This is a genomic window from Ruegeria sp. AB7, from assembly GCF_056542625.1.
In genome coordinates this window covers 102,524-114,900 of record NZ_JBQGAC010000006.1, presented here as the reverse complement: position 1 = coordinate 114,900, position 12,377 = coordinate 102,524, and the positions used below count along the sequence as shown (strand labels likewise).

11 protein-coding genes and 1 tRNA gene are annotated in these 12,377 nt (G+C 57.7%); 1 reads left to right on the top strand and 11 read right to left on the bottom strand.

Annotation, left to right across the window (positions count from 1 at the left end):
* Positions 1 to 49: 49 nt before the first annotated feature.
* The gene (gene xylB / locus ACR0EN_RS15910; protein ID WP_480587686.1) at positions 50 to 1,486 is read left to right on the top strand and encodes a xylulokinase; all 1,437 of its coding nucleotides are present in this window, start codon (positions 50 to 52) and stop codon (positions 1,484 to 1,486) included.
* Between the two features lie 827 nt (positions 1,487 to 2,313).
* On the opposite strand, the gene ACR0EN_RS15905 is transcribed toward xylB, so the two are convergent.
* From ACR0EN_RS15905 to cobT, 11 genes are all read right to left on the bottom strand, one after another.
* Positions 2,314 to 2,388: transfer RNA gene (locus ACR0EN_RS15905), tRNA-Phe, on the bottom strand.
* Positions 2,389 to 2,467: 79 nt separating this feature from the next.
* Positions 2,468 to 2,650, bottom strand: a complete 183-nt coding sequence (locus tag ACR0EN_RS15900) for a DNA gyrase inhibitor YacG (RefSeq protein ID WP_170818905.1) — start codon at positions 2,648 to 2,650, stop codon at positions 2,468 to 2,470.
* On the bottom strand, positions 2,647 to 3,669 hold the full coding sequence (locus ACR0EN_RS15895) for a ribonuclease E/G (protein ID WP_170818904.1): 1,023 nt from the start codon (positions 3,667 to 3,669) through the stop codon (positions 2,647 to 2,649). Before ACR0EN_RS15895 ends, ACR0EN_RS15900 begins: the two co-directional genes overlap by 4 nt.
* Complete coding sequence (locus ACR0EN_RS15890; RefSeq protein WP_170818903.1) at positions 3,666 to 4,244, bottom strand: Maf family protein; 579 nt, start codon at positions 4,242 to 4,244, stop codon at positions 3,666 to 3,668. Before ACR0EN_RS15890 ends, ACR0EN_RS15895 begins: the two co-directional genes overlap by 4 nt.
* Before the next feature lie 10 nt (positions 4,245 to 4,254).
* The gene (infA, locus tag ACR0EN_RS15885; protein WP_005978431.1) at positions 4,255 to 4,473 is read right to left on the bottom strand and encodes a translation initiation factor IF-1; all 219 of its coding nucleotides are present in this window, start codon (positions 4,471 to 4,473) and stop codon (positions 4,255 to 4,257) included.
* Between the two features lie 90 nt (positions 4,474 to 4,563).
* Complete coding sequence (locus tag ACR0EN_RS15880; protein WP_170625068.1) at positions 4,564 to 5,439, bottom strand: carbon-nitrogen hydrolase family protein; 876 nt, start codon at positions 5,437 to 5,439, stop codon at positions 4,564 to 4,566.
* Between the two features lie 704 nt (positions 5,440 to 6,143).
* Positions 6,144 to 6,698, bottom strand: coding sequence for a DUF333 domain-containing protein (locus tag ACR0EN_RS15875; RefSeq protein ID WP_480587681.1), 555 nt, complete (start codon positions 6,696 to 6,698; stop codon positions 6,144 to 6,146).
* An 86-nt stretch (positions 6,699 to 6,784) separates the two neighbouring features.
* Positions 6,785 to 7,129 (bottom strand): DUF427 domain-containing protein, encoded by a 345-nt coding sequence (locus ACR0EN_RS15870; protein ID WP_170392698.1) that lies wholly within the window; start codon positions 7,127 to 7,129, stop codon positions 6,785 to 6,787.
* A gap of 63 nt (positions 7,130 to 7,192) precedes the next feature.
* Positions 7,193 to 8,983, bottom strand: coding sequence for an aminopeptidase P family protein (locus ACR0EN_RS15865; protein ID WP_480587678.1), 1,791 nt, complete (start codon positions 8,981 to 8,983; stop codon positions 7,193 to 7,195).
* Positions 8,984 to 9,060: 77 nt separating this feature from the next.
* The gene (locus ACR0EN_RS15860) at positions 9,061 to 10,227 is read right to left on the bottom strand and encodes an alpha/beta hydrolase (protein ID WP_480587675.1); all 1,167 of its coding nucleotides are present in this window, start codon (positions 10,225 to 10,227) and stop codon (positions 9,061 to 9,063) included.
* 265 nt (positions 10,228 to 10,492) lie between these two features.
* Positions 10,493 to 12,370 carry a cobaltochelatase subunit CobT gene (cobT, locus tag ACR0EN_RS15855; RefSeq protein ID WP_170392695.1) on the bottom strand — a complete coding sequence of 626 codons (1,878 nt, stop codon included), beginning with the start codon at positions 12,368 to 12,370 and terminating at the stop codon, positions 10,493 to 10,495.
* Between the last annotated feature and the right edge of the window lie 7 nt (positions 12,371 to 12,377).

The following is a 12,377-nucleotide window of genomic DNA, read 5'->3' as shown; positions in this document are numbered from 1 at the left end:
ATCAATAGCCAGACGGTCTCCGAGTAGTCGAATTGGGCGAGGGGTTTGAATGTATCTCGGGATCGATATCGGAACTTCGGCTGTCAAGCTTGCCTACTCGGATAGGGACCGGATTCTCGCGACATCTTCGGTGGGGATACAGACATCTTCACCCCAACCCGGCTGGTCTGAGCAGCACCCGGACCTCTGGTGGAAGGCGACAGTAGACGCTTTGAACCAACTTGTGGGCCGAATTGAGTTGTCCGAAATCAAGGCCGTCGGATTGTCCGGTCAAATGCATGGAGCCGTTTTGCTGGACCGCGATCTGCGTCCGATCCGCCCGGCGATCCTTTGGAATGACAGCAGATCAGCACGCGAGTGTGATGAACTGCGTGCGGCCGAACCAAAGATTGGACAGATTGCGGGTGTCCTGCCCTTGCCAGGCTTTACCGCACCTAAGATTGCATGGCTTAGACAACATGAGCCCGAACATTACGGTCGACTTGCCCATATCCTGCTGCCCAAAGACTACATCGGCTTATGCCTGCATGGAGAATTGGCAACCGATACGTCCGATGCGGCCGGAACAATGTGGCTCGATCAGGCGTCGCGCAAATGGAATGCCGCTGTCACCGAAGCCACATTTGTAAAGCCCGACTGGTTACCGCCAGTATTCGACGGTCAAACGGTTGTTGGGAAAGTGACCGCACGTGCTGCGGCAGAGACAGGGCTGAAACCCGGTATTCCCGTCGTGGCTGGAGGAGGGGACGCGGCAACAGGGGCGGTGTCATTGGGTGCTACCGAGCCAGGGCGTGGGTTCATCTCACTTGGGACATCCGGTCAGCTATTTGTGGCTAATCGAAGTTATAAGCCTAACCCTGAACGCTATGTTCATGCTTTTGCACACACGCTGCCCGATCGTTGGTATCAAATGGCTGCGATGCTGAACGGGGCAAGGCCCATTTCATGGATTGGGGATCAGTTGGGGCTGACTTCTACCGAAGTTGTCGCGCTTGCTGAAACGGTCAACGGTGATCGCGTTCCTATTTTTCTGCCCTATCTGACGGGTGAACGCAGCCCGCACGGAGACCCACGTATTCGGGCCAGTTTCTTTGGACTGGAGGATTCAACAACACGTGCTGACATCTGCCGCTCTGTAGTTGAGGCAATTGCGTTTAGCTTTGCCGATGCAGCGCTCAGTTTTGGTGACACAATTGACGACCTGCCCGAATTGGCCGCCATAGGAGGCGGCAGCCGATCAGAATTGTTGCTTGGTTTGATCGCAACGGTGATTGGAAAACCCATTGTACGATCTGATGGGGCGGATTCCGGTCCGGCATATGGCGCAGCCCGGCTCGCGGCGTGTGGTCTCGGCGCGTTGACGAAAGCCGATTTGGCATATCAGCCGCCCACAACCGAAAGGTTTGAGCCCGTTGAAATAGCTGCACTTTCCGAGCGGTTGATGAAATTCCGCCGACTTTATTCTGCGGTTAAAGGTGTAAATTGATCGCACTAATAATCTTCAGTATTTAGATCGTCCCCCGCGCTAGATGGACCTGCGTTGGTGAAGCAATAGGCATGACATGGATCGACGTATGGGTGATAACTAGGTCTGAGAGGTGCAGATCATGCCGTCAATTTTCGTTAGGATTAGGTGCTGCGGATCTGAGTTTTGGGCTGAGCTATGGCTATCTTGACCACAATGAAATGCGTGATGTCAGCGACCCAGAGCCCCTCAGGAACAAATCTGCACCATTAAAGCAAGAGCGAAAGGGGTTGCGAAGCAAAAACTCGTTATCGGCATAGCCATAGATTAATCCATGTTTCTTGGCGGTTGTCGATAGATACTCGTGGCCTTCAATCTTGTGCTCAGGCGGTAGCACATACTCCCTACCTGCGCGATCCGCTTGCCGTGATTGGTAGTCTTTTCGGGCGCTCGGAAGAACTCTTTCCAACACTTTTGACTGCGAAGCATTTTTTTCGATAGGCAGATTCAATTACTCGACCGAAACGTGTTTCGCACCACAATCAGCGAATCCGCGAATTAGTCTTGCCGCGTCTTCTTCGTTGTCCGGTACAAGCGGCTGCAGCCTCGCCGAGACGGGAATCCCCAGCCTCACGAGTTCAGCCATCGCACTGAGTCGCTCGGAGACCGCCGGAAAGCAACACTTCTCTGCAGCTAGTGGTGATCGAGGTCTTTCGGGACCCGTCGTGTGAAGTAGAAGACCTCTGCATTCACAAATGAGAAGGGAACGGTTTTGTTCTCCAGCATGTACTACGCCCTTGGTCAGCTCCAGTTAAAGCTGTAGGGAAACAGTAGCTTACCTGAGGAAATGGTGCCCGGGGGCGGAATCGAACCACCGACACGAGGATTTTCAATCCACTGCTCTACCCCTGAGCTACCCGGGCACGGGAATGGCGTTTGCCATTGGGTGGAGGCCTTCTATGACTTGCCACAGGCGGTGTCCAGAGGCTTTTTGACATTTTTTCAATGCGGGAGGGACGTGGGGCTTTCGGTTGGTTCCGAGGTCGTGTCGGCGTCTTCTTCACGTTGCGATGGCACCGCATAAGAACCGTTTAGCCATTTTGCCAGATCGATATCCGCGCAGCGTTTGGAGCAGAATGGTCGAAAGGCCTGCTGGGTATCTTCTCCGCAGATCGGGCAGCTCATTTCAGGATCTCCGTCAATGGGATACGACCACGTTTGCGCTGTAGTTCGAAATGGCCAAGCGGGGTCCAACCGGCCAGGATCGTCTCGTCAGGATCGGACTTGAATGCCGACCGCAAGGCCGATTCGAAACCCCTCCGGTCTTTCTTGGGCATCGGTGCAAGGTCCAGAGTGATCTGCCCCCCCAACCCGCGCACGCGCAGGGCGCGCGGCAGGGCTTTGGCGCAGGCGAAGTTAGCTTTGGTTCCCGCTGCGAGAGATGTGTCGGCGCCGGTGTTCACATCCACCGCAACCAGCGCGCGGGTCGGTTGGATATAGAGGTGTCCTCCACCGGGAAGCGTTTCGGAAATCCCCTTTGCTGTATCGAGCGCATCAACGACACCGTGGTCCTCAAATCCACCGGATGCGGTCACGACCTCTGCCGGGTCCGTCCAATCACGCCAGGCCAGGATATGCGGACCATCGCCCTCGCTCAGCAATTCTGGTTCACTGCCCGTATCAACCAATACCTGCTCGGCAAGTGCCAACATGGCTGTGATATCTTCAGCGATTTCATCTGCATCCGCCGTCTGACAGCACGAGCGCAGGATCAGGCCGTGCGTGCTGTTTCCCATTTGCTCATGCGCGATTTCGAGAAGTTGGTCGCGCGTATCTTCATCACGGATACGGCGCGAGATGTTCAGGCCGGGCGCGTCAGGTGTCACGATCGCAAAGCGGCTTTTGAACAAAATACGGTTCGAGACGGGTATGGCTTTGCCGGGCTCGGCATATCCAGTCACCTGCACCAGTAGCAAAGCACCGGGCGCCAACCCTTTGACTTGCCTCAGAAAAGCCGGGCCGTCGGGTGTGGTGAGAAACATGCCGCCCTGACCTTTGACCGGGCGATCGGCGCGGGCGCGGTAGATCGTACCTGGCGCAGGGGCATCTGTGGCGATCAGGAAATCGTCGAGAACACCATCCACCATCAGAGCTGCAGCTTCGCGTCCCTGAATATGATCCAGAATGATGGTACGACCCTTCATGAAACCTCGCGATATAAGGGATAGCCGATGCCTTGCAGCAGTGCAGCAGTTTCGGACAGGGGTAGGCCGACGATACCGGTGAACGAGCCTGAAATCCACGGGATGAACGCACCGGCAGGACCTTGTATTGCATAGGCTCCGGCCTTGCCCTGCCAGTCATCCGTCGCAAGATAGGCATTGATTTCGCTGTCGGACAGACGTTTCACTTTTACCAGAGAAACCACATCACGCTGGAGGATTTTAGCCCCGCGCCGCACAGCGACCGAAGTGATCACCCGATGGCGTCGGCCGGACAGGGCGTGCAGAAACTCAGCAGCTTGTCCCGCGTCTTCGGGTTTGCCAAGAATGCGGCGACCCAGTGCGACCGTAGTGTCAGCACATAAGGTGATATCATCGCTATCAGCTTGAACAGCCTGAACTTTTTTCCGGGTAATGCGGCTGCAATAGGGGGTCGGCAGTTCGCCATTCAGCGGGGTTTCATCGATATCCGGCGGACGGATCGCATCGGGCTGAACGCCAAGCTGCGCCAGCAGGTCCAGCCGCCGCGGGCTGCCCGATCCGAGGATAAACGCCATGTACGAAGCGTTACTTGAAGCGATAGTTGATCCGACCCTTGGTCAGATCATATGGGGTCATTTCGACCTGAACTTTGTCGCCGGCCAGAACACGGATGCGGTTCTTGCGCATCTTGCCTGCCGTATGTGCGATGATCTCATGGCCGTTTTCCAGCTCGACCCGAAACGTCGCATTAGGCAGGAGTTCCTTCACGACACCGGGAAATTCGAGCGTATCTTCCTTGGCCATGTTGTCTCCATCATTAGGTTGCACCTGCAGAATCTGCAGATCGTGCGCTTAAATGAGCCTATTTCGGCCTTATTTCAAGGGCGAAGTCACCTAAAGGGGTGATATTGTGACTGAATCGACCCGAGCGTCTTGCTCGGTCCAGTGCGTGCGGTTCAACACCCACCCGTCTGCGCGGACGTTTGCAATTGTGGACAGGTCGGCCTCGGCATAGGTCCAGCCGGCGGTATTCAGCGTGCCCTCGGCAAGCACTCCCGTCGGTGGGAACCCGATATCGGGCGGGCCAAACACGCCACCCATGCCGGTATTCATGTCGACTGCTTCGGACCATTCATTGCCGCCAACTAACGATGACATTACCGTAACGCATTGATTTTCAAGGGCACGAGACATGGCGCCGATCCGCACACGCCAATACCCGGACAGGGCTTCGGTGCAGGATGGTACGAGGATCAAATCGGCCTCGCTCAGGGCCCGGCCCAAGAGAGGGAACTCACTGTCATAGCAGATCAGAACGCCGATTTTACCCAATGCGGTATCAAACAGTTTCAACGAACCGCCCGGGGCGATGTCCCAGGCCTCGCGTTCAAACCGTGTCATGATCTGCTTGTCCTGATGATCGAGACGACCGTCAGGAGCGTAGAACATTGCGCGGTTCACCGGGCGCCCTGGTCCGTCGATGACCGGGGCGGAAGCCCCCAGAATGTATGTGTTATACATCTTTGCAAGGCGCGAATGCACAACTTGTACATCTTCCATCCGGTCGGAAACCGCCCGGATTGAGCGTTCGAGATCGCCGGCCACCTTAGGGCCGTCGAGCGTCGACAACTCCATTGCGCCATATTCGGGAAAGACCAGAAGGTCGGCACCTTGTCCTGCGGCCTCGGAAACCCATGCCTCAAGCTTGTCTTCATATTGAGCCCAACTATCGAGCCAATCGAGGTCGTAGGCGGCGGTGGCGATTTTCATTCCCAAGTCCTATGTCTGGTCGCTGCGCGACACTAGAACAGCAGATCGTCCAGGGCTACTGCAATCGCGGCACGGGTGATTCTGAAACCTATGTTGCGACTTACTGTTTCGAGGCGGGTGTGTGTTTATTGGCAGGTTTTCTCGGCCGCCGGTGCAGAGATTGCATCGAATGGCTGATCAGAGGTCGATTTGACCTATCGAAGAACCTGAACGAAACAGGCAAGGAACTCCACCTCGGGCATCAACTTTGCAACTTCTTCAAGCGCGCGAAGAGGCAGTTTTACATCAAGAACATTGGCCCCGGGGATATCGGCTCACGGAAACAAGGCGCTGTCATTTGTAACGGCATCGAGCACCAAGGATGCGGTCTGAAGGGCAAATCCGGAGATCAGGTATGTCGTCGATCCGGTCGGTCAGGCTGGTTTGTGCAATCCCGAAAAAGCGGTGAAATGCCCTGTCCAGACTTTCGTGAATCTCGAACCCTTCATCGAAAGCGAGGAAGGCAAATCCTAGTGAAATCTACAGCCAGATGATGTGCTTCCGTAGCAGGAAAACCTGAAAATTAGCCAAGGCGACTTAATGGACGCGATCAGGCTGTCGCAAAACGGTCACTACCACGCGCTCTGATCGTCGATAAACTGCGGCTCAATCGGGGCTTCAGGTTCATTTTGGGTGTGGATGTCGGGCTTGATTATCGGAACGGATCACTCGGGATTTTCCGCACGGAATAGGGCCCATGCGTCCTGCGAGGTGCCGTCCGGCTTGGTGCATATACCCACCTGACCCGAACCAGTGTCTTTGATCTTGTAGCTGCCGCCGATCTCAAGGCAGTAGGCTGCTGCTGGGTTCACCACCTGATGCGTTTTTCCATGTGCCTTGCGGTACAGCTCCCATGCATCGGCGGACGTACCGTCGCTCAGTGCGCAGCGAGACGTGGTCAGGTCATATTCGCCTCCAATTGAGCCACAGTACACGGCGGCGGGATTTGCAAGGCCGACCGGCTTGCTGCCATCCGCGCCCGCATGGTGTTCGCGAAAATAGGTCCAGGCATCGATCCGGGTGCCGTCGGGCAATTGGCAGATACCGCTCTGACCGTCCGGACCGTCATGTATACCGTAGAGCCCGCCTTGCGCGATGCAATATGTTGCCGCGGGATTGGCCAGACCGGTGTTGGCAGAGCTTGCGGCGGGCAGGGCCATTGAAAAGGCCATCGTCAGGGCCGCAATCGGGCCTGCGGAATTCAATAGACGCTTTGGCATGGTCACCTCGCAACATTGTGGACAGGGCAGGTTCTGAGGATCTTCGCCGTTTTGCAGATCGATCCGGTCCTGCACGGATACTGGGATCAGAGTTGTTCCACCTTGATCGAGTCTGCGGGATAAAAGGCCAGGTGATCCTTGATTTCGGCCACCGCGTCGATCGGGTTTTCATAACTCCAAGCGGCGTTTTCGGTGACTGAGGATTTGTTTACGATCGAGAAATGCGTGGCGTCTCCCTTGCCTGCGCATTGGGTGACTTTGTTGGTCCGATCCAGAAAGGCCATCGCAATGTCCGCACGCGGGAAGTAGATAACCGGGTCTTTGTCGCCTTCCAGAAGTTCCAGCGCGTTGTTGGTTTCACCCAAAATCGCGCCGCCTGAACGGACGCTCCATTTGCCCGGTGCTTTGCGGATCGTGATGGTGTCTGTCATTCCTGTTCCTTCCCTCGTCGTGTCAGGGCTTCTCCTCTGCCCAAACTATGTAACAATCCGGTGTCAGACCGGTGCGGTTGCGGCATCCAACCACAGTTGAGCGGCGTCGCCCAGCCTTGGCCGGACTTTTTCCGCCACGTCGCGGTGATAGGCGTTCAGCCAAGCACGTTCCTCTCGTGTCAGCATATCGACTACAATCAAACGCCTGTCGATTGGGACATAAGTCAGCGTACGCCAGTTCAGCATGGCGCGTTCGTCGTCACCGCTGGGCAGGTTTGGGGCCTCTTCCACTACGACAAGGTTCTCAAGCCGGATGCCAAAAGCACCCTCGCGGTAATATCCCGGCTCGTTCGACAGGATCATACCCGGCTCAAGCGGGACATGGCTGACCCGAGACAGACGCTGGGGGCCTTCATGCACGCTGAGATAGGTACCGACCCCATGACCGACCCCATGGTTGAAATCCTGCCCGGCCAGCCACAGCGGCAGCCGCGCTACGCATTCGATATCGCGTCCTGCCAAGCCAACAGGCCAGCGTAGCATCGACATGGCGATCATGCCTTTGAGGACGCGTGTAAAGCAGTCCTTTTCCTCATCCCCAACATCACCGATTGCAATTGTGCGGGTGATATCGGTGGTGCCGTCCAGATATTGCCCACCGCTGTCCAGCACCAGCAGGTGACCGTTTTCCAGCCTGCTGTCGGTTTCCTCGGTCACGCGATAATGCATGATGGCCCCGTTCGGCCCGGTGCCCGCGATGGTGTCGAATGAGATATCCTGCAGCGCGTTGTCCCGGCGGCGGCTTTCTTCCAGCCGCGTTACTACCTGTGTCTCGGTCAGGGTGCCGGGCTTCTGCGTGTCCAGCCAACACAGCAGTTCGATCACCGCTGCGGCATCTCGCAGATGTGCCTCGGCCGTGCCTGCGATTTCGGCCGGGTTCTTGCGGGCTTTGGGCAGGGCGCAGGGATCGCCGCCATCGACCATACGGTCCCCCAACGCATCCGCTATGATCTGCGGAACCGTTCCCGGATCGACCTGTACCTTGCCTTCAAGTGCCTCAACCGCTGTCAGGAACGCGTCGGGTTGGTGTTGGGTGACCTGCGGGCCCAGATGATCCCCGATCCCGGTCAGTTTGGCAGCGGCCATGAACAGATCCACCCGCCCATCACCGTGCAGGATGGCAAAGCCATGGGCCACAGGGTTGTATGCGATGTCCGCGCCGCGAATGTTCAACAGCCACATGATCGAATCCGGCAAGGTGATCACCGCTGCCGCACGATCTGCGCTCTGCAGGTCACTCGCGAGGCGCTTGATTTTGCTCTCGGCGCTTTCACCTGCAAATTCAATCGGATGTGCCCTGACAGGATTCATCGGAGGGTCGGGTTGATCCGCCCAAATTCGGTCTACAAGGTTATCACAGCGCACCAGTTCGACGCCGCTGCCTTCAAGCTCTTTCTGTGCAGACGAAATCTGTCCTGCAGCGTGGAGCCACGGATCAAACCCGACTTTGCCGCTATTTGGCAATTGCTCTTTCAACCACGCGCTCAGGCTGACATCTGGCCATGGGACCGGCGTGTAATCCTGTGCGACCTGGGCCTTTACCTGAGTGCGATAGCGCCCGTCGATGAAAACCCCGGCAATGTCCGTGAGCGCCGCGCAAAACCCCGCAGAACCGGTGAACCCGGTAAGCCAGGCCAGCCTTTCATCCCGAGGGGCCACATATTCACCCTGATGCGCATCCGCACGCGGGATCAGGAAGCCCTGCAGGCCTTCGCGCGCCAGCTCGTCCCGCAAAGCGGCCAGTCGTGGTGGGCCTTGCTCGGGGCGTGCGGTCACTTCGAAACTCTGGAACATGGGCGGCCTCATTCGTCAGTCTTGCTGCGCGCAAACCTGCGGCCTGCGGTAGGAAATGTCCAGCGCCCCGGCGCACACTATTCTTCTGTCTCAAGAAAGCGTTGAATGGCCTGGATATACGGGTTGTAGGCCTCATTTCCAGGCAATGGTATCTGGTTGCCGGTCTCAAGGATCACAAGCGAGGCATTGGGGATTCCAGCCGCCAGTTTGCGCGCCTCGGACAGGGGGTGAACGGCTGTGTGCCGCCCGTGCAGAACCAGCGTGGGGCATTGCACCATCGGAAGAAGTTGCAGCACCGAGGTGCTATTGGCGATGTCACGGTATTGAAGTCTTTCCTCGCTTGAATAAAGTGTCTGCAATTCATTCACCATGTGCCGAACGCTATCCAGCGGACCTTCGGGAAAATAGCTGAATTCAGCGCCCATAGCATAGCCGCTGCCCGGCTTGTTCCAGCCTTCCGCGATCAGTGACCGGATCGAGTCGGGTTGTTTGGTGTCTTCCCGGTAATCTCGCCCTTCAGCCCATCCGCCGGAGATAACCAGCTTGTCAATCCGCTCGGGGTGTCTTGCGGCGAAGTGTAGGGCAGGGAAGGTGCCGCCCATTTCACCGAGAATGGAAAAGCGGTCAAACCCCGCTGCATTCACGACGGTCAGGATTTCTTCTATTCTGCGGTCATACACCGCCTGATGGTCGATGTTTGAGCTGACGTCATTGTCCTTGTTGTAGCGTAACAGGCGGAAACGGTTTGCCATGTCCTGTAACCGGGTACGCTCGGACGGGATGCGCCATTCCGCCTCCAGATCGTGCACGACCGAACCGATGCGCAGCACCGGCAACCCATCACCGGAAAGCGTGTATGGAACAGCGCGACCCTTCGCACCGCGCGCGTAACGCAGCCGTTGCGTATGGTTTTCTACGCCTGAATCGGTGTCGGCGTCACAGGTCACATCCGCCGCCATTTGCAACCCGCGCCGTACGACTGTCCGAATGATCCGCTGCGCTTTGCCATCATCGCCGACTGCTTTACGCGCTGCTGCAATTCGTGCGCTGATGGTAGAATCCGAGACAAAGCGGCCACTCCATACCCGCGCGATGATCTCGTCCCGGGGCACCAGCTTACCTGGGTGCTGGGCCAAGAGGACCAACAGATCGAATACCTGAGGTTCGATTGCGACGGGCTCGCCCCGGCGGGTCAGGACGTGTCGATCCACATCCAGAATACAGTCTGCAAACTCATAGCGCATGGGGCAAATACACTCCGTTTCTCGCGGAACGACAAGGTTCAACAACAATCTCATGGGTTTCTAGGGCGTATCTCAGGACCAGCTACAAGCAGGCCGGGCAGGGTTGGGACACTATCCAAGCAGATAAACAGGAGAACGAATGATGTTCCTGCCCTTCGATTTAGCGCTTATGCGCTATCCGTTGCGCCACCATAAGCAAAGTCGCCTTCAGCGGTGCAAAAACTGGCTTGGATGGCACTAAGTCTGCACCGTCGAAGCAGGGCCGTCAACTGGCCCGCTTCATCCCCATCACGCGCGCGCGGGCGCGCGGATCGCTGTCGAACAGTGCGGCCAACTGCTCGGTCATAGCACCTGCAAGCTGCTCGACATCGGTGATCGTGACGGCGCGGTCATAATAGCGCGTCACGTCATGGCCGATCCCGATGGCCAGCAATTCCACCATCTTGCGTTTTTCCACCATCGCAATCACGTCGCGCAGGTGTTTTTCCAGATAGTTCGCCGGGTTCACGCTGAGCGTTGAATCATCCACCGGCGCGCCATCCGAGATCACCATTAGAATCTTGCGGGCCTCACGCCGCGCGAGCATCCGGCGATGCGCCCATTCCAGCGCCTCACCGTCGATGTTTTCCTTCAGCAGGCCCTCTTTCATCATCAGACCCAGATTGGGTCGCGCGCGCCGCCACGGGGCATCGGCGCCCTTGTAGATGATGTGGCGCAGATCGTTCAGACGCCCCGGTTGTTGCGGGCGGCCATCGTTCAGCCACGCCTCGCGCGCCTGACCGCCTTTCCAGGCCCGGGTGGTAAAGCCCAGAATCTCGACCTTGACGTTGCAACGTTCCAGCGTCCGCGCCAGGACATCTGCACAGATCGCGGCAATCGAGATCGGACGGCCCCGCATCGAGCCGGAATTGTCCAGAAGCAGCGTCACCACTGTATCGCGGAATTCGGTATCTTTTTCGACCTTGAAGCTTAGCGGCGTGGTCGGGTTGGCCACGACACGCGCCAGACGTCCGGCATCCAGAATGCCTTCCTCGCGGTCGAATTCCCAAGACCGGTTCTGCTGCGCCTGCAGGCGGCGTTGCAACTTGTTGGCCAGACGGCTCACTGCGCCTTTCAGCGGTTCAAGCTGCTGGTCAAGGTACGCCCGCAGGCGCTCCAGTTCAGCCGGTTCCGCCAGATCCTCGGCAGCAATCTCTTCGTCATGGGTGTTCAGGTAGACCTTGTAGTCCGGATCAGCCTCGGATGCGGGCGGAGGAGCAGGGGGTTCCAGCGGAGCCTCGCCCTCGGGCATTTCAGCCTCATCGCCCATCTCATCCTCGGCCATCTCGTCCATCGAGACCTGGGCCTGAGACTGGTCCTGCTGTTCTTCCTGAGTTTGTTCAGGGGTTGCATCGGCGTCCTGTTCGTCCTGATCATCCTGCCCGGTGCTGTCGGGATCGGGCTGCTCTTCGGCGTCTTCTTCGGCCTGATCTTCCTGTTCGTCGTCCAGTTCATCCGGGTCATCACCCAGCTGATCGCCGTAACCCAGATCTTTGATCATCTGTCGGGCGAACTTGGCAAATTCGGCCTGGTCCGAAAGGATTTCGTCAAGGTTTTCCAGCGTCCCGCCGGCCTGTTCCTCGATAAATCCGCGCCACAGGTTCATGACATTCTCGGCGGCAGGCGGCATGTCGCGGCCCGTGGCCAGATGCCGGATCAGATAGCCCGCCGCCACAGCCAATGGCGCATCCGCAGGCTGTTTGCACTGATCATAGCCGCGCCGGATCGCCTCGTGCCCGATCTTGACGTCGATATTCGACGCGGTGCCGGGCATGTCCCGCGCACCCATCGCCTCGCACCGGGCGGTCTCCATCGCCTCATAAAGATCCCGCGCCATATCACCTGGAGGGGCATATCGCGCATGGGTCGCGTCATCATGATATTTGCGTTGTAAAGCTAACGCGTCTGCCGTTCCGCGCGCCAACAGAACCTCTTCGCGCGTCATCCGGCGTGAGACCTGCGGCAAACGCATCGACTCGCCCGACAGGCCCGATGGATCAACAGTGTAGCTCACCGACAATTCGGGGTCGTCGGCCATAACTTTAGTAGCCTCGGCCAGAGCCTTCTTGAACGGATCAGCAGGATTGTCGTTCTTCTGCACCATGTTCAAT